The organism is Luteococcus sanguinis (assembly GCF_039527675.1).
GTDB lineage: Bacteria > Actinomycetota > Actinomycetes > Propionibacteriales > Propionibacteriaceae > Luteococcus > Luteococcus sanguinis.
Window position 1 is genome coordinate 244,746 of record NZ_BAAAKI010000001.1, and the last position, 20,534, is coordinate 265,279.

17 protein-coding genes are annotated in these 20,534 nt (G+C 68.8%); 7 read left to right on the plus strand and 10 right to left on the minus strand.

Going from position 1 to position 20,534, the window contains the following annotated elements; genetic code table 11:
- Positions 1–89 precede the first annotated feature (89 nt).
- The 3 genes from ABD089_RS01165 to ABD089_RS01175 all read right to left on the minus strand — a co-directional run bounded on the left by ABD089_RS01165 (position 90) and on the right by ABD089_RS01175 (position 3,097).
- Complete coding sequence (locus tag ABD089_RS01165) at positions 90–866, minus strand: ATP-binding cassette domain-containing protein (protein WP_343884329.1); 777 nt, start codon at positions 864–866, stop codon at positions 90–92.
- Positions 867–1,040: 174 nt separating this feature from the next.
- A complete protein-coding gene (locus ABD089_RS01170; protein WP_343884330.1) occupies positions 1,041–2,105 on the minus strand; it encodes an ABC transporter permease in 1,065 nt (354 codons plus the stop codon).
- Complete coding sequence (locus ABD089_RS01175) at positions 2,102–3,097, minus strand: substrate-binding domain-containing protein (protein WP_343884331.1); 996 nt, start codon at positions 3,095–3,097, stop codon at positions 2,102–2,104. The genes ABD089_RS01170 and ABD089_RS01175 overlap by 4 nt, the downstream gene beginning before the upstream one ends.
- A gap of 87 nt (positions 3,098–3,184) precedes the next feature.
- Between ABD089_RS01175 and ABD089_RS01180 the strand changes: the two genes are divergently transcribed.
- Complete coding sequence (locus ABD089_RS01180; protein ID WP_343884332.1) at positions 3,185–3,925, plus strand: GntR family transcriptional regulator; 741 nt, start codon at positions 3,185–3,187, stop codon at positions 3,923–3,925.
- A 27-nt stretch (positions 3,926–3,952) separates the two neighbouring features.
- Here ABD089_RS01180 and ABD089_RS01185 read toward each other — a convergent pair whose 3' ends face one another.
- Positions 3,953–4,576 (minus strand): hypothetical protein, encoded by a 624-nt coding sequence (locus ABD089_RS01185; protein ID WP_343884333.1) that lies wholly within the window; start codon positions 4,574–4,576, stop codon positions 3,953–3,955.
- Positions 4,577–4,682: 106 nt separating this feature from the next.
- Between ABD089_RS01185 and ABD089_RS01190 the strand changes: the two genes are divergently transcribed.
- From ABD089_RS01190 to ABD089_RS01210, 5 genes are all read left to right on the plus strand, one after another.
- Positions 4,683–5,459 carry an SDR family NAD(P)-dependent oxidoreductase gene (locus tag ABD089_RS01190; RefSeq protein WP_343884334.1) on the plus strand — a complete coding sequence of 259 codons (777 nt, stop codon included), beginning with the start codon at positions 4,683–4,685 and terminating at the stop codon, positions 5,457–5,459.
- On the plus strand, positions 5,456–6,217 hold the full coding sequence (locus ABD089_RS01195; RefSeq protein WP_343884335.1) for a lysophospholipid acyltransferase family protein: 762 nt from the start codon (positions 5,456–5,458) through the stop codon (positions 6,215–6,217). Before ABD089_RS01190 ends, ABD089_RS01195 begins: the two co-directional genes overlap by 4 nt.
- Positions 6,214–7,998, plus strand: coding sequence for an FAD-binding oxidoreductase (locus tag ABD089_RS01200; protein ID WP_343884337.1), 1,785 nt, complete (start codon positions 6,214–6,216; stop codon positions 7,996–7,998). The genes ABD089_RS01195 and ABD089_RS01200 overlap by 4 nt, the downstream gene beginning before the upstream one ends.
- A gap of 66 nt (positions 7,999–8,064) precedes the next feature.
- The gene (locus tag ABD089_RS01205) at positions 8,065–9,369 is read left to right on the plus strand and encodes a lipid II:glycine glycyltransferase FemX (protein ID WP_343884338.1); all 1,305 of its coding nucleotides are present in this window, start codon (positions 8,065–8,067) and stop codon (positions 9,367–9,369) included.
- Between the two features lies 1 nt (position 9,370).
- Positions 9,371–10,402, plus strand: a complete 1,032-nt coding sequence (locus tag ABD089_RS01210) for an alanine racemase (RefSeq protein WP_343884339.1) — start codon at positions 9,371–9,373, stop codon at positions 10,400–10,402.
- Positions 10,403–10,429: 27 nt separating this feature from the next.
- Here ABD089_RS01210 and ABD089_RS01215 read toward each other — a convergent pair whose 3' ends face one another.
- The 4 genes from ABD089_RS01215 to ABD089_RS01230 all read right to left on the minus strand — a co-directional run bounded on the left by ABD089_RS01215 (position 10,430) and on the right by ABD089_RS01230 (position 16,239).
- A complete protein-coding gene (locus ABD089_RS01215; RefSeq protein WP_343884340.1) occupies positions 10,430–13,303 on the minus strand; it encodes a YhgE/Pip domain-containing protein in 2,874 nt (957 codons plus the stop codon).
- A 174-nt stretch (positions 13,304–13,477) separates the two neighbouring features.
- A complete protein-coding gene (locus ABD089_RS01220; protein WP_343884341.1) occupies positions 13,478–14,467 on the minus strand; it encodes a Gfo/Idh/MocA family protein in 990 nt (329 codons plus the stop codon).
- A gap of 1 nt (position 14,468) precedes the next feature.
- Positions 14,469–15,560, minus strand: coding sequence for a DegT/DnrJ/EryC1/StrS family aminotransferase (locus ABD089_RS01225; RefSeq protein ID WP_343884342.1), 1,092 nt, complete (start codon positions 15,558–15,560; stop codon positions 14,469–14,471).
- 67 nt (positions 15,561–15,627) lie between these two features.
- Positions 15,628–16,239 (minus strand): acyltransferase, encoded by a 612-nt coding sequence (locus tag ABD089_RS01230; RefSeq protein ID WP_343884343.1) that lies wholly within the window; start codon positions 16,237–16,239, stop codon positions 15,628–15,630.
- Between the two features lie 288 nt (positions 16,240–16,527).
- Here ABD089_RS01230 and ABD089_RS01235 point away from each other — a divergent pair, with 288 nt between their 5' ends.
- Positions 16,528–17,817, plus strand: coding sequence for a hypothetical protein (locus ABD089_RS01235; RefSeq protein ID WP_343884344.1), 1,290 nt, complete (start codon positions 16,528–16,530; stop codon positions 17,815–17,817).
- 130 nt (positions 17,818–17,947) lie between these two features.
- Here ABD089_RS01235 and ABD089_RS01240 read toward each other — a convergent pair whose 3' ends face one another.
- A complete protein-coding gene (locus ABD089_RS01240) occupies positions 17,948–19,081 on the minus strand; it encodes a glycosyltransferase family protein (protein ID WP_343884345.1) in 1,134 nt (377 codons plus the stop codon).
- Positions 19,071–20,495, minus strand: coding sequence for a glycosyltransferase family 87 protein (locus ABD089_RS01245; RefSeq protein ID WP_343884346.1), 1,425 nt, complete (start codon positions 20,493–20,495; stop codon positions 19,071–19,073). The genes ABD089_RS01240 and ABD089_RS01245 overlap by 11 nt, the downstream gene beginning before the upstream one ends.
- Positions 20,496–20,534: the final 39 nt, after the last annotated feature.

The following is a 20,534-nucleotide window of genomic DNA, read 5'->3' on the forward strand; positions in this document are numbered from 1 at the left end:
CCATCCGGGTCTTCGCCGTTCATGGGGAGGGCGGGTTCGTTCGCAGGGCGGGTTCGTTCGGAGGGCAGGCGGCCGCAAGGTAGCCAGTCTCAGGCGCTGAGTTCGTGGGCCAGTTCGTCGAGTTCGGCGCCGCCGGCCATCTGCTGGGTGAGTTGTTCGAGGGTGAGGGTCTGCTTGGACCCGTCCAGTACCACCCGTCCGAGCGCGAGGACGACGAAGTGGTCGCCCACCAACCAGGCGTGGTTGGGGTTGTGGGTGATGAACACGACCGCGATGCCGGCGTCGCGGGCGCGGGCCACCTGCTTGAGCACGACTCCGGACTGCTTCACGCCCAGAGCGGCGGTCGGCTCGTCGAGGATGAGCACCTTGGCGCCGAAGTGGAGGGCCCGGGCGATCGCGACGCACTGGCGCTGGCCGCCGGACAACGACCCGACCGGGGTCTCCAGGTCGGGGATGTCGATGCCCATCTGCAGCAGCGACTCGCCTGTGATCCGCTTCATCTCCGCGATGTTCATCCGGCCCAGGCCGTGGGTGATCTCGTTGCCGAGGAAGAAGTTGCGCCACACCGCCATCAGCGGGGTGAGCGCGAGGTCCTGGAAGACGGTCGAGATGCCCGCGGCCTGCGCGTCGCGGGGGGACGAGAAGCGCGTCTCGCGTCCGTCCACCAGCAAGGTGCCGGACGAGTGCTGGTGCAGCCCGGCGATGATCTTGATCAGCGTCGACTTTCCGGCGCCGTTGTCGCCGAGCACGCAGGTGACCTCACCGGCGCGGGCGACCAGGTTCACGCCGCGCAGCGCGTCGACATTGCCGTAGCTCTTGCCCGCCTCGCGAAGCTCGAGGTAGGCGGCTGGTCCAGTGGCTTCCATTCGTACTTCTCCTTCCACGAGCACAGCTCCGAGCCTGCGAGGAGCGATGCGTGCGAGTGTTCGGGGGTCCAAGGGGGTCGTCCCCCTTTGCAGTGACGAGCACAGCTCCGAGCCTGCGAGGAGCGATGCGTGCGAGTGTTCGGGGGTCAAAGGGGGTCCTCCCCCTTGCAGTGACTAGCGCTGCTCCGCCTTTCGCTTGAGCCAGACATTCAGCAGCGTGGAGAGCAGCAGCATCACGCCGAGGAAGGTCTTGAACCAGTCGGGGTTCCAGCCGGCGTAGTTGATGCCGAGCTGGGTCATGCCGTAGATCAGCGCGCCGACGGAGGCGCCGACGACCGAGCCGAAGCCGCCGGTCAGCAGGCAGCCGCCGATCACTGCGGCGATGATGTAGAGGAACTCCTTGCCGACGCCCTCACCGGACTGCACGACGCCGTAGCCGAACAGCAGGTGCATGCCGCTCAGCCAGGCAGCGAAGGCGACGAACAGGTACAGCCCGACCTTGGTCCGGCGCACCGGGACGCCCGAGGCACGGGCTGCGTCCTCGTCCCCACCGACGGCGAGGATCCAGTTGCCCCAGCGGTTGCGCAGCAGCAGCCACGCGCCCACCAGGGTGAGCAGCAGCCAGTACAGCAGCGTGATCTTGAGCCGCAGCGTGTGCGTGCCAAACTGCAGCACCCACTCGGACGCGAACACCGCGTGCGCGGAGCTGAAGCCTGCCATGTCGGAGATCGCCGGGGACGCGACGCCACCGCCCACCCAGCGGGTGATGCCCAGGTTCACGCCCTGCAGGACGAAGAAGGTGCTCAGGGTGGTGAGGAAGCTGGGCAGCCTCGTGCGGGTCAACAGCAGTCCGTTGACCAGCCCGACGGCCAGCGCGACGAGCAACGCCAGCACGACCCCGACCCAGACGTTGAGATTGAACGACCACGACAGCAACGCAGCAGCCAACCCCGCGGTGGTGACGAGCACACCGGCCGACAGGTCGAACTCACCCCCGATCATCAACAGCGCCACCGGCACGGCCATCAGACCGATCGTGGAGGCGCCGTAGAGGATCGTCCCGGCATTGTCGACGTTGCGGAAGCTCGGCGCCACGACCATGAAGAAGCAGAAGATCGCCAGCCCGCCAACCAGCGAACCGATCTCCGGACGCACCAGCAGCCGCGTCGCCAACGACCGGCGCCGGGTCCGATCGTCGCGGGTCAGCTCGCCCGCTGTGGTGGTTGCGGCACTGCTCATCGCTTGCCAGCCGCCGCGAACTTCTCGATCGCCGCGACATTCGTCTTGTCGACGAAGGCCGGCCCGGTCAGGGTCGCCGTGCCACCGCCGATGGTGTCGCCATTGGTCTTGTACAGCCACAGCGCGTCCACCGCGAGATAGCCCTGCAGGTAGGGCTGCTGGTCGACCGCGAACTGGACACTGCCGTCCTTGATCGCGCTCACCAACTCGGCATTGGTGTCGAAGGTGGCGATCTTCGCGCTCGACCCGGCCTCCTTGACCGAATCCACCGCCGTCAGCGCCACCGCCGCCTTCAGCCCGAGCACGTAGTCGATCGACTTGTCCTGCTGGAGCTTGCCGGTGATCTTGCTCGACACATCGGTCATGTCCGCGCCATTCACGTACAGCGTCTCGGTGCCCGGCAGCGTTGCCTTCACACCCGCGCAACGCGAGTCATTGCCGACATTGCCCTGCTCGTGGAGGATGCACAACACGTGCTTCGCGCCGTCGGCCTTGAGCCGCTCGCCGGTCTTCTCACCAGCAACGCGGTCCTCCTGACCGAAGAAACCCGCGACGCCGAGGCCCTGCCACACGTCCACACCGCCATTCAACGCGGTCACCGGAATGTCCGCGGCGACGGCCTTCTTCACCTCCGCCGACATCTGGTCGGGCTTGCTCAGCGTCACGGCAATCCCGTCCACCTTCTTGTCGATCGCGGCCTGCACCAGCGACGCCTGCTCGGCACCCTCCGGGGATGCCTGGTACTCGAAGTCGATGCAATCCTTCTTCGCCGCATCCTCAGCACCCTTGCGAACCAGGTCCCAGAAGTCGTCACCGGGAGCGGAGTGGGTGACCATCGTCACCTTCATGGTGGTTGTCGCGCAGCCGCCGTCAGCGGTGGCGGACGCCTCGGCGGACGACCGTCCGCCAGTGGCAGAGCAGCCCGCCAGGACGAGGGCCGGGACAAGCAGAGCCGGGACGAGCAGGGCGGGGCGCGGGCGCAGCGGAGTCACGAGGAGTCCTTCCGGTCGTGGGATCAACCCAAGGTACACCTATTGTCCTTTTGTCCTGACATTTGCACACGCCCTACTGTTGTTCCCATGCCCAGCACCCTGCCCGTCGTGGTCGACCGCACCTCACCGGTGCCGCTGTACCACCAGCTGGCGGAGCAGTGGGCGGCGGCAATCCACAGCGGCGCGCTCAAGCCCGGAGATCCCTTCGAGAACGAACTCGCCCTGGTCGCCCGGCTGCGCCTCTCCCGCCCCACCGTCCGCAAGGCGATGGATGAACTGGTCCGCCAGGGCCTGCTCGTGCGACGCCGTGGCGTCGGGACGCACGTCGCCTCCACCCTCAACCAGCGACGCGACCCACTCACTCCCCTGTTCGACAGGCTGCTCACCACTGGACGCCAGCCCGCCACCGAGGTGCTGCGACTACAGTCGTCGCGCCCCAACCCCGAGGCCGCCCGCCAGCTGGGCCTGGCGATCGGCACCCCGCTGCTCTACCTGGAACGCCTGCGGCGGGCCGAGGGACGTCCGCTGGTGGTGCTGCGCAGTTGGCTGCCTCCCCGCTTCGCGGACGTGATCGCGGACGACTTCACCGACCATGGCCTCTACGAGGTGCTCGGTGCCCGGGGTGCAAGCCAGGTGGTCGCCACCCAGCAGGTCACCGCGCGCATCCCCACCCTGCGCGAGCGCCGGCTGCTGGACCTGACCAGACGCGACGCCGTGCTGGCGGTCAGCTGGCTGAGCCAAGACGGGGACGGCAATGGCCTGGAGTACGGCCTACACACCTACCGCGGCGACGCAGCGATCGAGAACACCCTGTACAAGGAGTGCTGAGGGGTCTGCCCCACCGCACCGAACCGGTCAGGAGAGCGAGTCCCACAGTTCCTCGGCGTCGGAGCGCAGCTCGGCGGTCGTGGTCTGGTTTGAGCCGAACAGCTGGATGTTTCCGCCGTCCAACCACAGGTAGCAGCCCACCAGGCCGGTCGTCTGGATCGTCCCGCACGTGGTGTGGCCCTCGGTGACGGGCTCCGAGAGCAGCGCCAGCGCAGCCGAACGCTGCTGGCCCTTGGTCAGCGTCGCGACGAGCATCTGATCCTCGGTGGTGCCGGTGTACTGGCCGACGGAGGTGTTGGCGTCCTGCTCGAAGAGCTGACCCTTCAGCCCGGCCAGGGTGGTGGGCAGCTCTGCGGTGGATGCCTTCTTCAGGCTCTCGGTGGGCGCGGCGACGGTCGCGGTGACCGAGGGGCTCGCGTCGCCGACCTCCATCGCGCTGGAGGGGGTCGCGGCGGCGGTGCTGGGCGTCGAGGCAACGTCGCTGCCGGCCCCCTCGCTGGGCGTGCTGGCCGAGGTCGCGGTCGCGGTGGCCGTCGTGGTGGGGGCGGACGCATCGTCGGAGGCACAGCCGGACAGCGACAGCCCGCCGACCAGCAGGCCGGCCACGCAGGCGCCGAACAGGCGGGCGGACGAAAGATGGGTGCGGGTCATGGTGGCCTCCGGTCTACGTGCTCACAGCCCATTGTGTCCCATCAGCGGCAGTCGTCCTGGGGCAGGCGTGCACATGGCCGTTGCCGGGTGCCGTAAGTTTGTGCCCATGGCAACAGCACTCGTGACCGGCGGCACGTCCGGCATCGGGAACGCCTTCGTCCGGGCCTTCGCGGCCCGCGGCTTGGACGTGGTGATCGTCGCCCGCGACACCGCCCGCATGGATTCCATCGCTCGCGACATCACGGCCCAGCACGGGGTGCACGTCGAGACGATCACCGCCGACCTGTCCAAGGCCGAGGACGTCACCCGCATCGCCGCCTGGATCGAGGACCCGGCCCACGACCTCGACTGGGTCATCAACAATGCCGGCTTCGGGCTGCACGCCAAGCTGCTGGACGCCGACCAGCTGGCCACCCAGCGTCGGGCGATGGACGTGATGTGCTGGGCCGTCCTGGAGATCTCCGCCGCCGCAGGGCGCGCGATGACGACCCGCGGGCGCGGCCACATCGTCAACGTGGCCTCCACCTCGGCGTGGTACTACTCCGGCAACTACTCGGCCATCAAGGTCTGGTGCCTCAGCTTCACCCAGGCGCTCGCCAATGAACTGCGCGGGACGGGCGTCACCGCCACGGCGCTGTGCCCCGGGTGGGTGCACACCGAGTTCCACGACCGCGCCAGCATCGCCACCACCACACTTCCCGAGTTCGTCTGGGTCGACCCCGACGTGCTGGTGTCCGAGTGCCTGGCCGATGCCGAGAAGGGCAAGCCGGTCAGCATCCCCACCACCAAGTGGAAGGCCGTCATCGCCGTGGCCCAGATGCTGCCGCGCACGACCATTCGCTGGGCCAGCCGCAAGATCTCGGGAACGAGGACCAAGAAGTGAGCCCCAGCTTCGGTGAGCGTGGCCGCTACACCTCCGAGTCGACCGCACTGGCCCGCACGGGCGCACAGATCCTGTTGCTCAAGCCTGCCGTCTGGCGGCTGGTGGACATCGAGGTGCACAACCAGGGACTGCTGGAGAACCTCGAGGCACCCTTCGTGGTCGTCGGCAACCACTCATCGCACCTGGATGCACCGCTGATCATCGGCTCGATGCCGCGCCGGCTGGCGAAGTTCCTGGCCACCGGCGCTGCCGCCGACTACTTCTTCGACCGGTGGTGGAAGGCCGCCCCGACGGCACTGTTCTTCAATGCCTTCCCGGTCGACCGCAAGGGGACGCGTGCCCGCAAGGGCATGGCCGGCCAACTGCTGGCCGACGGCGTCCCGCTGCTGCTGTTCCCCGAGGGGACCCGTTCGCGCACCGGCGCGATGGCCCCCTTCAAGCCCGGCGCCGCGGCGTTGTGCATCTCGCGCCACGTCCCAGCCGTCCCGGTCGCCCTGGTCGGCGCCTACGCGGCGTGGCCACACAAGCAGACCCACCCGCCCCTCAACCGTCCCAAGGTGCACGTCGTCTTCGGCCGCCCGATGATGCCCCAGCCCGGGGAGATCGCCCACCAGTTCAACGAGCGGATCCGCCGCCAAGTGCTCGAGTTGCACGACTCGACGGCTCGCGCCTACGGCATGAAGACGCTCGCCGAGTACGCCCACACCGCCGCGCTGGAGAAGGCGCGCACCGCCGAAGCACCCGAGGAGAAGTCGTGAGCACCCCTGAGCAGGCCGGCACCAACCAGACCGGCCAGCCGAACAAGAACAGCGTGGCCGTGAAATTCCAGAAGTGGTGGGGCTGGGGCGACGAGGCTGCGAAGCCCTATGCCGTCGCGGACAAGCCCAAGTTCCCAACCTTCGCGATGGAGAACCTCGGCGTCGACATCCTGTCCAAGGAACTCGAGACCCCCAGCTTCGACGACCTCGACGTCCCCGCCTCCCAGCTCCGTGATGATCTGCGCGCCAAGCTGGTCGAGGTGATCGGTGAGCAGTACGTCGCCACCGACGACGAGGTGCGCGTGATCCACGCCTTCGGCAAGGGCGTGCGTGACCTGGTCCGCGTCCGTCGTGGGCAGCTGGACCGCATCCCAGACGTCGTCGTTTACCCCGCCGACGAGGCCCAGGTGCGCGCCGTGATGGACGCCGTGCTCGAGGCTGACGCCGTCGTCATCCCCTACGGCGGCGGCTCGAACATCGTCGCTGCGCTGGAGCCGGAGAAGGGTGAGCAGCGCCAGGTCGTCACCGTGAACATGGGACGGATGGGCAAGGTGCTCGAGATCGACGAGCACTCCTGCCTGGCCCGGATCGAGGCCGGCGCGTTGGGCCCCGACATGGAGGAGCAGCTCAACAAGCAGGGCTGGACCCTGGGCCACTTCCCAGACTCCTTCATGTGGTCGACGGTCGGCGGCTGGATCGCCACCCGTTCCACCGGTTCACAGTCCGACAAGTACGGCGACATCGCCGACATGACCCGCGGGGTGCGGATGATCATGCCCGCGGCTCCCGGTTCCGCCGAACGCACTGACGTCCTGGTGCTGCACCCGCTGCCGTCGTACTCGTCCGGCCCGAGCGTTCGGGAGATGGTCCTGGGCTCGGAGGGGCGTCTGGGCATCATCACCGAGGCGTGGATGCAGGTGCACAAGCTGGCCGAGGTCCGCGAGATCCAGGCCTACTTCTACCCGACCTACGAGGACGGGCTGCGAGCCGCGGAGGCGATCGCGCACTCCGATGCCGAGCCGATGATGCTGCGCGTCTCCGACGCGGCCGAGACCCAGTTCTCGATGGCGAACGGCAAGAAGAGCTCGAAGGTGAGCCACTACATGAACCAGGCCGTCCAGCGCGTGATGCTGGCCAAGGGCTGGAACCTCGACGAGATCTGCATCAGCTTCGTCGGCTTCGAGGGTTCGGCGACGCACGTCCGCTACACCAAGAGCGTCGTCAGCAAGATCGTGAAGGCCAACGGGGGCCTGGGCGTCGGCAAGGGCCCAGGAACCCTGTTCGACCAGAAGAAGTACGACATCCCCTACATCCGCGACTTCCTGCTCAACATCGGGATCCCGGCGGACGTCTCGGAGACCGCCACCCCCTGGAGCCAGGCGGAGGAGATCCACACGAAGACCGTCGCGGCAGCCGAGAAGGCCTTCGCCGAGACCGGTCACCGGGGCTTCATCATGTGCCACGTCTCGCACAGCTACCACGCGGGCGCCTGCCAGTACTTCACCTTCGCGGTGGCCGATGGCTCTGAAACCAGCATGGACACCTATGACCACGTGAAGCGCGCGGTGCAGCAGTCCTTCATCGACTGTGGAGGCACCGTGAGCCACCACCACGGCGTGGGCGAGGAGCACTCCCCCTGGATCGACCAGGACATCTCCCCCGCCGGAGTGCACATGCAGCGCAAGCTCTTCGAGGGCGTCGACCCGGGCCGCAACCTGAACCCCGGCAAGATCGTCCATGACGGACGTCCGGGGGTCTCGTCCAACTCCTCGGACGCCTGAGCCATCGCCAGCGACGCGCATCCCGTACCCAGCCTGTGCACCGCAGCCTCCCGCTAGATTGGCGGTGTGACGATCCACGCGCGCCGCATCACGGCTGACCAGCACCTCGCCTTCGTCGAGGCCCGGGCTGCCGAGGCCGACTACCCCACCACCGTCAGCTTCCTGCAGCTCCCCGCCTGGGCGAAGGTCAAGCCCGAGTGGGGCTCCGACTCGCTGGGATTCTTCGACGGCTCCGAGCTGATCGGCACCGGGCTGGTGCTCTACCGCCAGCTCCCCCGGCTGAAGCGCTACCTCGCCTACCTGCCAGAGGGTCCGGTGGTCGACTGGACGCGACCCGACGTCGACCAGGTGCTCACCGCGCTGGCCGATCACGTCAAGAAGCGTGGTGCCTTCGGGCTGCGGATCGGGCCGACGCTCGTCGAGCGGGCCTGGGGCCACAACACGATCAAGCATGCCGTCAGCGACGAAGCCGTCACAGCGCTGAGCCAGGCCACCCCCGACCGCACCAGCCCAGCCGCGGACCAGCTGCGCCGCACGCTGGAGGGTCTGGGCTGGAGGTCGCCCAAGGACGCCGAGGGTTTCGCCGCCGGACAGCCCAAGTTCAACTTCCAGCTGCCGCTGGCCGACGAGCACGGCAACCCGCTGGGTGAGGACGTCATCCTCAAGGGCATGAACCAGCTGTGGCGGCGCAACATCAAGAAGGCCGACAAGTCCGGCGTCGAGGTGGTCCAGGGCACCCGCGACGACCTGGCCGCCTTCCACGAGGTCTACCTTGTCACCGCCGAGCGGGACCACTTCACCCCGCGTCCGTTGGCCTACTTCGAGACGATGTGGGACGCGCTGAACACCGAGATGCCCGACCGGATGCGCGTCTACTTGGCCAAGCACGAGGGCGAGGTCGTGGCGGCCACCACCTGGATCCGGGTCGGACGCCATGCCTGGTACTCCTACGGCGCCTCGTCGAACCAGAAGCGGGAGGTGCGCGGGTCGAATGCGATCCAGTGGCGGATGATCCGCGACTCGATAGTGGCCGGTTGCTCCACCTACGACCTGCGCGGCATCACCGAGGGCGTCGCCGCCGATGATCCCGAGATCGGCCTGATCCAGTTCAAGGTCGGCACCGGGGGCGAGGCAGTCAGCTACCTCGGCGAGTGGGACCTGCCACTGAACCGTCCGCTGTATCAGGCCTTCGACGCGTACATGAATCGAGACAAGCTCCAAAGTCGCTTGTTGAACCGTGACAAGCTCCAGAGTCGCTTGTTGAACCGAGACAAGCACATCGCCCGCGCCCGAAACATCACCGCCAGCGCCCGCGACTTGGCGGCCGGTCCAAAGAACCTCGCTGCCCGCGGCTTGAACCGGGGGAAGTGAGATGAGCGTCACCCTGCGCATCGAGACCGAGGCCTGGCGCATCCACCTCGGCAATGTCTTCGGCGAGACCCAGGGCCTGGTGCCCGTCGCCAAGGGCAATGGCTACGGCTTCGGCCTGGCCCGGCTGGCCCAGGAGGCAGACCTGCTGGGCGCCTCCGTGCTCGCGGTCGGGACGGCCGACGAGGTCGCCGTCGTCCGGGACGCCGGCTGGGCCAAGGACATCGTCGTCCTCACGCCCTGGTCGGTCGCCGACGGCGTCGACCTGTTGGACGACGACCAGGTGATACGCACCATCGGACGACTGGACGACCTCGCCGCCGCGCAGGCTGCGCGTCCCGATGCCCGCGTCATCCTCGAGCTGCTCACCTCGATGCGACGCCACGGCCTGGCCGCTGACGACCTGCCCAAGCTGGAAACCCGCCTGGGTGACCTGCGGGTCGAGGGCTGGACCATCCACCTGCCCATGTCCGGGCCGCCCGAAGCGCACCTGGACGAGGCCCGTGGTCTGGCGTCGCGTGCCCTGGCCGTGCGCAAGGCGCCGCTGTGGCTCTCCCACCTGAGCGCCCGCGACTACCGGGCGCTCGCCCGTGAGGTGGATGTCGAGACGCACCTGCGCGTCGGCACCAAGCTCTGGCTCGGAGCCCCGCACGCGCTGCGGACCACCGCGCGGGTGCTGGACGTACACAAGGTGCGCCGCGGCGAGCGGATCGGATACTGGCAGCGTCGGATGCCCACCGATGGCTGGGTCGTCGTGGTCAGCGGCGGCACCGCGAATGGCGTCGCACTGGAGGCCCCGACGGCCGGCGCCAGCCTGCGCCAGCGGGCCGTTGCCCTGGCTGGAGGCTCGATGGCCGCCGCTGGTCTGGCGCTCAGCCCCTACACGCTGGACGGACGCAAGCGCTTCTTCGTGGAACCCCCGCACATGCAGAGCTCGCTGGTCTTCCTGCCGGGTGCCGCAACGGTCGCGATCGGTCAGGAGGTGCCGGTCGAGCTGCGCCTCACCACGGCCCAGTTCGACCGCGTCATCGGCTGACTATCCCGCCAGTCGTCCGGCGCCGGCTCAGCCGCCCTCGACGACCGTCGGGACGCGCTTCTCGGGTCCGCTGCGCGCACGCAGGATCGCCAGCGCGCTGAACAGCAGGCCGCCGGCCAGCCAGCCCGCGAGAATGCTGAGGTTGTGGCCCAACCCGGGAGCGCCGGTCATCGCGGCGCGCAGGGCGTCCACCATCGGCGTGGTCGGGGAGAGCTTGCGCACGGTGTCCAGGGTCGCCGGGAAGGCTGCCGTCACGACGCTGACCAGCGTCACGGTGGCCAGGCCGATCGCCACCGACATGCCGACCGCGCCCAGATAGGCGCGCAGTACGTGGTTCACCATGATGCTGACCAGTCCGGCCAGCATCATCACACCGGCCATCGCCAAAACGCGATCAACGTTCAGCCGCATCACGACCTGGCCGACGACGGCCAGCAACAGCGCCTGCGCCAGGGCAACGGCGCCGGTCGGGACCATCTCCTTCGCCAGCAAGAGCGCCGAGGCGTCGGCAGAACGCTTGGCCTGTGCGCTCACCGCCGGACGGACGGCGTGGTATGCCACCGAGCCACACCACAAGGCGATCACCATCAGCATGGACGTCCAGGTCAGGTTGCGGTTGCTGTTCGACTCTTGGGTGCTGATCGGTGCGTTGATCACGTCCGTGAGGCGCTGGTGTTCGTCCGAGGTGTCCGCCCTCGGGATGAGGGCCTGGTTCTCGGCCACGGCGGCGACCACTTGGTTCGCCCGCCGGGACTGGGTGTTGGCATCCCTCGAGACCGACTGCACCGACGTCGTGACGGAGCTGCCCGCTTGCTGCAGGGCGCTCACCTGTCGCTGGAGGGCCTGGGCCTTGGTCTGGGTGGCCGTGGCCTGGCTGCTGGCGGTGGTGGCCGCAGCCTGCAGGGCGGTGAGTTGTTCGTTCAAATCAGAGACCTGCTGGGCGAGCTGGGTGGCTCCGGAGTCGGTTCGGGAGGTCGACTGGGCGAGCTCGGCGGCGCCGGTGTCCACGGAGGAAAGGGCTGACGACAAGGTCGTCAGCTGGCGGTTCATCGCCGCGAGCTGCCCGGTCAGGGCGTTGACGACGGCGGTCTGGCTGGTGGCGACCGTGGTCATCGTCGTGGCGCTGGCGGTGAGGGTCGCACCCGGCCCGTCCTCGGCCTCGACGGCGGCCAACGACGCGGTGCTGGCGCTGATCTGCTTTCCCAGCGCTGCGAGGGCCTGGTCGGTGGTGGTGGCCTGCCCGCCCAGCCCGTCGACGGCCTCGGTGACCTCCGGGCTGCTCAAGGCGGTGATGGCGGCAATGCCTCGATCGGAGAGCTGGTCCTGCTGGTCGGCCAGGGCGTTCAGCTGGGTGGCCAGCGCCCGCAGCGTCGCCGCCGAGGTGGCCTGGGAATCGGCCAACCCCTTGATCCCGGAGCTGACCTTCGCCGTGTCAGCCGTCAGTGAGGAGATCTGGTCGCCGAAGTCCGAGCCGGCGAGCGCGGCGGCCACCTGGGTCACGGCGTCGTTGTACCCGAGTTCGTAGCCCTCCTTGTAGACGCGGCAGGCCTCAGTGGTCTTGTAGTCATCTGGGCACCCGTTGCCCAGTCCGTTGTTGAGCTTGATCTCGTCGGCGGGCAGCTCTTCTCGCAGGGCCGCATAGCTGTCGGACAGGGCGGACGCGTTCGACTCCGCGCTCGCCGCGGCGGACGCCACGTCGGCCGGGATCGCAGCCGCCTCGATCGTGCTCGCGGCCTCGGTCAGCTGCGTGGCTGACTCCCGGAGCATGGTTCCGGGCGCCATGGTCTTCGCCTGTTCGTCCTGGACGGATGTGGCGCTGGCCACGGCCCCGGCGACCACACCGACGCTGCTGGCGTAGGCGGTGAGCAGTTCCTGGGCGCCGCCGAGGGATGCCTGCAGGTCGGCCTGCTGGGTCAGCGTGTCCTTGATCGAGCCTCGGTAGGCCTGGGCGGCGGCCTTGTTCGCGGCTGCGGCCTTCGCCACGGCGTCCGCGTTGGTGGCGGCCTTGTCTCCCTGTGCCGCCGCGGTCTTGGCGTCGGCCGCGACCCCTGTTCCCGATTCGCTGGCCTTGTCGGCGGCACCGGCCAGCTCACCGGCAGCGGCTTCGACCGCGCCGATGGCCTCCTGCTGCGCAGTGGCGCCCGATTGCACGCCAGCCCCAGACACGGCGCTCTTGGCCTGTGCCGCGGTGGTGGCCTTTTGGGCTGCGGCATTCGCGGCGGCGGCCCCCTGAACGTCCGACGCCTGCGACGCAGCCGCTCCCGCCTGACGGGTGAGCTGCTGGCTCTGCCCGGCTGCCGTGTCGGCGTCCTCGGCGACCTGGCCCACTCCGCCGGCGAGTTCCTGCACCTGTGCGGAGGTCTCGGCCAGTCCGGCTCCCAGCTCGGTGGTGGCGACGAAGATGTTGTCCAGGTACTGGGTGGCGACGCCCTTGGCCAGCCCCTGGGTCGCAGCCTCGGAGAGGGTGTTCAGGACAATCTGGTCGCTGACCCCGGTCACCGGGGAGCGTTCGACGAGGAGCGTCGCGGAATCGTCCTGCTGCCCCGCGCCGGTGAGGACGCGCGAGAAGCCCGCCGGGATCACCACCGCGGCCGCATACCGTCCCGAGGCCAGACCCGACTGCGCCTCGGCGACCGAGACCCCATACCGCCAGGTGAAGTTCGGACCGCTCTGGTTACGCAATTGCAGGGCATAGGTCTGGCCCAGCCGCACCGTGTCGTCCCCGACCCGGGCTCCGGCGTCGAGGTTGACGATGGCGGCCTGCTGCTCGTGCAGGCGGCTGCTGGAATCCGCGGTGGCCCACAAGAAGGTGCCGGCGATGAGCAGGGGCATCAACAGGACGCCGACGATGGCGGCAACCTGCTCGCGTCGATCTCCGCGGGCTCCCGACGAGCTGCTCATGACCTCACCCCCCGTGGGCGTTCGGGTACTTTGGCGACCAAAGTAGCCAACGCCCCTCGAGAGGCGTTCGCTCACCACACAGGGTAAAGGGCCGTGACCAGCAGTGACCCTTCGGATCCGGCGGTGGTGAGGGGGGCACACCCCACCCACCGCTTCAGGAAAGGTTCAGCTTTCTCAGCCTACTCGGACGAAGGCATTCGTCCGGCTCGACTCCAGCATTGCCGCGCAGACCTCGACGACGGCGGCGCCCTGGCCAAAGGTGACGATGTCCGACTCCTTGCCCAGGACGGCGTCGCGGAAACGTTCGTGCTCGGTGCGCAGCGGCTCCGGCTTCGGGATCGCGAACCGCACCATGTCACCCTCGGTGACCCCGTGGAACTGGGCCAGGCCGTCCCAGGTCTCCACCTGCACGCCGTTGCCGTAGAAGGTGATGTCAGCCGTCATCGTGTCGGCGACGAAGGTGCCCTTCTCACCGGTCACCACGCACAGGCGCTCCTTGGTGGGGGTCAGCCAGTTGATGAGGTGGTTGGTCATCACCCCACCGGCCAACTGGCAGGTGGCCGCGACCATGTCCTCGTGCTGTCGGCCGGACTTGAAGATCGTCCGCGCAGCCACCAGCTCGTAGTCGCGCTGGGTCACCCACGCGGTGAGGTCGATGTCATGCGAGGCGAGGTCCATGATCACGCCGACGTCGGCGATGCGGGGCGGGAAAGGGCCCTGACGACGGGTCGTCACCTGGTAGATGTCGCCCAGGTCACCATTCGCGAGCCGGGCCCGCAGGCTCTGGATGGCCGGGTTGTAGCGCTCGATGTGGCCCACGCCACCGATGAGTCCCTTCGCGGCAAAGGCCTGCGCAAGTTCCCTGGCCTCGGTGGGGTCCTTGGCCAGCGGCTTCTCGATGAGCGCGTGCACCCCGGCGTCGGCCAGCTTCAACCCGATCTCGTGGTGGAAGGCCGTTGGTGCCGCGACGACGCAGTAGTCGATGCCCGCCGCGATCACCGCGTCGACGTCCGGCAGCACCTCCAGGTTCCCTGCGACGCCGTGGGGGTCACCGGTGGCATCGGCGACGGCCACCAGGTCGACGCCGTCGATGGCGCGCATGTTTCGGGAGTGGTGACGACCCATCGAGCCCAGGCCCACCAGCCCGGCGCGCAGGTTCCCCATCTCAGGCACCTGCCTTCGCCAGCGTGTTGACGGCTTCGACGATGCGCGCCAGGTCGTCCTGCGAGAGGGACGGATGAACCGGTAGCGAGAGGCACTCGGCCGCAGCGCGCTCGGTCTCGGGCAGTTCGACCGGGCTCTGGAAGGGCGCCAGGCGGTGGTTGGGCACCGGGTAGAACATACCCGAGCCGACGTTGAAGCGCTCCTTGAGCTGGGCGGCGAACTCGTCGCGTCCCTCGGGAACGCGCACCGTGTACTGGTGGTAGACATGCACGGCGCCAGCGGCGACCGGCGGCGGGGTGACGCCTTGCAGGTTCGCGGTCAGGAAGTCGGCATTGGCCTGGCGCTGGGCGGTCCAGCCATCGACCTTGGTCAGCTGCACTCGTCCGATCGCGGCATGGATGTCGGTCATCCGGTTGTTCAGGCCGACGACCTCGTTGTGGTACTGCTTCAACATCCCCTGGTTGCGGTAGAGGCGGCACTTGCGCTCGACCTCGGCGTCCTCGACTGTCACCATGCCGCCCTCGCCCGAGGTCATGTTCTTGGTGGGGTACAGCGAGAAGGCCCCGAAGGTGCCGAAGCTGCCCACGGGGACGCCGTGCAGCGATGCCCCGTGGGCCTGCGCGGCGTCCTCGAACAGCTGCAGCCCGTGCCGTTCGGCGATCCGTCGCAGCGACTCCATGTCGGCCGGGTGCCCGTACAGGTGGACGGGCATGATCGCGCGCGTCCGCTCGGTGATGGAGGCCTCGACGCTGGCCGGGGCCAGACAGAAGGAGTCGGGATCGATGTCGGCGAAGACCGGCGTGGCACCGGTCAGCGCGACGGAGTTCGCGGTCGCCGCGAAGGTGAACGAGGGGACGATCACCTCGTCGCCAGCGCCGATGCCGGAGCTCATCAGGCCGATGTGCAGTGCGGAGGTGCCCGAGTTGACGGCCACGGCACGTCGTCGGGGCGTGAAGTGCTCGGCGAACTCGGTCTCGAAGGCGGCGACCTCCGGGCCCTGGGCGATCATGCCGGAGCGCATCACGCGCGTCACGGCCTCGATCTCGTCCTCACCGATGATCGGCTTGGCCGGTGGGATGAATGCCTGGTTCACGTGTGGTCCCCCCTTGTCAGCGGCCGGACGTCCCGGTCTGCTGGTTGTTCTTGAGCCCCCCGGCTCCCTATTCGTTGCCGCCCTCGGACAACAACGTGAGCTCTTCCCCGCGTTGGACGAAGCGATCGCCCGTGCGGGTGTCGACCCAGCCGTCTGCGCCGTCGGCCTCCAGCGGGAAGCCCGAGCGTCCTACCCACTTGATCCGACGCGCGGGCACGCCGGCGACCAGTGCGAAGTCGGGGACATCCTTGACCACGACCGAGCCAGCAGCGACGGTCGCCCAGCGCCCGATGGTGACGGGGGCGACGCAGGTGGAGCGGGCGCCGATGGAGCAGCCCTCGCGCAGCGTCACGCCGACGGGCTCCCAGTCGCTGGCGCTCTTGGGTGACCCGTCCGGGTTCACGGCGCGCGGGAACTGGTCATTGGTCAGCACCACTGCGGGGCCGATGAAGACACCGTCCTCGAGGACGGCCGGCTCGTAGACCAGCGCGTAGTTCTGGATCTTGCAGTTGTCGCCTACCTGCACTCCCTCGCCGATGTATGCACCGCGTCCGACGATGACATTGCGCCCGAGATGTGCCCCGTGACGCACCTGCGCCAGATGCCAGACCGACGAACCGTCACCAACGACGGCCCCTTGGTCGATGTCGGCGCTCGAATGGATGCGTGGCCCAGTCATGACTCCCCCGATGTCGCTGATTGCCCTCGCAGGCTATCGGTGCTGATCGGGTGCAACGGCCCGGTCTGCCAAGCACTTCAGGCATCTTGCAGGAGGAATGCCTCACCCCAGGTACAGAATCGGTCGCCCGTGACCCCGGCCGGTGCCATGATGGCCGCACCAACAACACGTCTCATGGACATCGGGGGATCTCCTGAGTACGTGCCCCAACGGTGGGCGGGTGCCACCGGCGGTGCCCGTGCTGGCAACCCCTGGCGCCCGTGGTCGGGAATGATCGGGGGATCAATCATGGGCAAGAAGTCCATCCGCTTCGGCCTGGCAGCCGCTGTCACCGCCGCAAGCCTCACCGGGGGTTACCTGTCGGCCAGCCCGGCCCGGGCCGCCACGCAAAGTTCGATGACCTGCACCGACGGTGCGGATCCGACGCACTATGCGTGCTCCGTGGGGGGCACCACCGACCAGAAGAGCGTCACCCTGCCCGTCTCGGCCAGCGCGGGCGTCGACCTACCAGTCGGCACCTACCCGATGGCAACAGGTGCAGGAACGATGACGCTCACGAACGACCAGATGACCTTCACCTTCAGCGATGCCTACTTCGCCTCGCACACCGCACCCTTCACCTTCTCGGGTGAGTTCTCCTTCCTGGTGCGCTCCTACAACGTGGCCGGACCGTTCAGCGTGACCGTCAACGGCACCACCTTCAGCACGCCCGGCCCGGGTGGTTTCTGCGACGCCGATTGCCAGGCCGCGCCGGTCAACGGCACCTTCAAGGCTGCCTGGGACACCGGTTCCGGACGAGTGGGCTTCGCGCTCGTCAGCGGTGTGGAGACGGTCGTCGGCCAGCCAGTGACCTTCACCGACGTCGCGGGGCCCGGCCAGAGCGATTGCGAGGCAACCCTCGCACAGCAGCAGCCAACCGGCTGGTGGAAGGACCTCGTGACTGCCACCGGAACCGGCACCAGGCTGAGCGCGACCTACACGCCCACCGAGCCGGGGGCGCTGCGCATGGCCGGTAGCTGCGCGGTGGACGGCAGCCAGCAGGTCTACACCGACTTCGGCACCATCAACGGCGTGGCCGTCACCGCCAAGACCGCAGTGACGAGCGCCAGCGCCGACGGGCAGGGCGGCACGCCGGTGCCACCTCCCTCCCGGCCCACCACGCCGCCGTCGGTGAAGACGGTCACCGAGACCTACCAGGTTGACGTCGCGACGCTGCGCAGCAAGGTGGTGCTGAACAAGTACCTGGCGGCGGACGACGACCGTCGTCTGGTCTACCGCGAGCTGGGCCCGCTGTGGCAGCAGGCTCGTCACGCGAAGCACTTCTCCGAGAAGCACGAGTACGTGACGATCACGGTGCCCGTCGGCGCGACCGGTGCCCAGCGGATCGCGGCGATCAACGCGAAGACCCGGCTGGGTGACGTCAAGACCACCTCGACGGCCGGGCCGTCCACCAGGAGCCGCGCGACCGTTGTCTACGCCTGGAAGCTCGACACCGCCCGTGGCGCGAAGCCCGTCGACGGTGGTGCCGCCTGGGGCCCGAAGCGGAACCTGCCGCAGGTCTTCGTCGCCCGGGGTTGATCCAGCGGGGTTGATCGAACGGGGTTGTTGATCGAACCGGGTTGATCGAGCGCAGTTGATCGAACCGGGTTGATCGAACGGGGTTGACCCAGCACCACGCAGTACCTGACACCCAGTGGGCCGGCTGTTCTCAGCTGGCCCACTGGCCTGTGTAGAGCAACCACGCCCACCACAGGCCGGCGGCCAGGCTGCCCAACCAGACCAGCCCCATCACACCCCGCCAGACCAGCAGGTTGGCCGCGCTGCGCGGGCGCCAGGTGCTTGCCTGCCCCAGCAGCAGGTACAGCGGGAACCACAACAGCACCGCCCGGTTCACGCTCATGAACCAGTAGGAGGTGGCGAAGGCGACCACCTGGATGCCGACCCAACCGGCCTCCGGGATGCGGCGACGGGCCAGACAGGCGACCGACGTGGCCGTCCCGACCAGCATCGAGATCACCTCCAGCGCGAAGACCTGCGCGACGCGAGGCCGGTCGGGCCAAGCGGACGGACGGGCGCTGTCGAGGGTGTTGCGCAGCGCGCCGAGCGGGGACGTGAAACCGCGCGCCCAGCCCGTCTGCTGGGCGTCCAACCAGGCCCGCCAGGAACCCGTCAGCTGGTGCAGGTGGGCGAAGTATCCGACGATCGCCAGCGCGGGAACGACGGCCAGCCCCACCCCGGCGAGCGAGCGACGCGCGTCCAGCTCGCCGCGGCGGTGGTCGGTCCAGGTCTGGGCCAGCGCCAGCAGGCCCAGTGCGCCGACCAGGAAGAGACCCGAGATCCGGAAGCTGCAGGCCAGCAGGCCAAGCAGCGCGGCACTCGTCCAGTCGCGGGAACGCGCGCGTTCCCAGGCCCAGAAGGCGGCAGCGCAGAACGGACCCTCGGTGTAGGCGACGGTGGTGAACACCGCCGTCGGGGCCGCCAGCCACCAGGCGGCGGCAAACCAACCGCCCATCCGGTACAGGGCGACGGCTGCCAGCCAGGAGGTGACCAGGCCGATCACCACCCCGAGCCCGCCCAACGGAAGGTCGAACCAGACGCCGACGCGCAACAGCATCGGCAGGCCCGGGAAGAAGGCCTGGTCGATCTTCTCGGCGTAACCGTGCAGGGCGATGGCCTCGAAGTGCTGGACGTCCCAGGCCGAGATCACGTCGTGCAGGGAGCGTCCGGAGGTGCGCATCACGACCGCCGCCACCAGCGCGAACAGTGCGCGGGTGAGCAGGAAGAGGCCGGTGACCACAGCCAGGCCGTCCATCTGGCTGGCGCGGCGCGGTTCAGTCGTCATCGGACATCAGGGAGATGGGTTCCCTGGCGTCGTCCACCATGCCCGCATCGGGTGCGTGGTCGAGCACGCCGCCGATCGGGTCGTCCACGAAGGGGACGCGTACCGGGTCGTCCCAGGGGTGGCGGATGTCGTGGATGACACGCTGGGCGATCCACAGCTGGGCGCCGACGCGCAGCACGATCGCCGCCCAGTAGACGACCTCGGGGCCGCCGTCACCGGGAGCGATCTGCCCGCCCAGGTGCCCCCAGACGGCCCACCAGTAGAGTGCCTCGGCGAGCGACCAGACAGCCATGTCCAGCACCTTCGGACGGGCGAGGGCCACCAGCGGCAGCAACCACAGCGCGTACTGCGGTGCGTAGACCTTGTTCAGCACCAGGAAGCCGACCACCAGCAGCAGTACCACCTGCGCCACCCGCGGCCGGCGCGGGGCGCGGACCACCAACTGGGCCACTGCGGCAGTCCACACCAGCATCGCCATCACGGTGACCAGCGTCAGCAGGGGGACGGACGACGTCACCGCCGGCAGGCCCCACTGGTCGAACAGGTACCAGACCGAGCCCATGTCGGCACCACGGCGGTACCAGGCCTTGTAGTAGGCGAACCAGCCCTGGGGGGCGAGCGCGATGACGGGAATGTTGACGACCGCCCAGGTGCCGAGGGTGGCCACCGCGAACCGCGCCATCGCCTTGTGTGTTCCGGCCCGGGCGCAGAGCATCCCGACCGCGAGGAGCACGAGCAGTGGGTAGAAACGAGCGGAGACCGCCAGCCCCAGCACCACCCCGGCCGCGGTGGGGCGACGCAGCGCCCACAACAGCAACGCCAGACTGGTAAGGGCGACGCCGAACAGGTCCCAGCTGACCAGACCGGCGGTGAACAGCGTCGGGGCTGCGACGACGAACATCGCGTCCCAGCTGCGCACCCGCCCTCGGATCGTGTCGGCCAACCCCGTGGCAGAGCCACGTCCCATCAGCATCTGGCAACCGACCAGCAGCAGCAGACAGGCGAACAACAGCACGGCGTTGACCGCGAAGAAGGCATTCGCGCTGGCGAGGACGCGGGCCAGCGGCAGCTCGGGTTTGATCGGGAGCCCGAACCAGCCGGTGATGGTGCGCGCCAGCGTCATGAAGCCGCCGGTCAGCACCGGGTATTCCAGGTCCGTGACCTGTGAGTAGACGCGCGCACCCTCCCAGAGCCGGCTGCCCTGGTAGGTGACCGGGATGTCGCTGTAGCACAGCCTCAGGAAGGGGTCGGGGGCGTCGTCAACCGACACCTGCTGGCAGGGGTGCTGGCGCCACCAGGTCAGCGACCAGACGATGGTCGCCAACGAGACGATCCACGGCAGCGGGTCGAACCAGATGCCAGCACGACGGCCATGGGCGGCGACGGGCCCGCCCAGGCGTTCGTGTCTCGACATGGATGCGAGCCTATGCGAGCCCTCTACGGCCACGCTCCA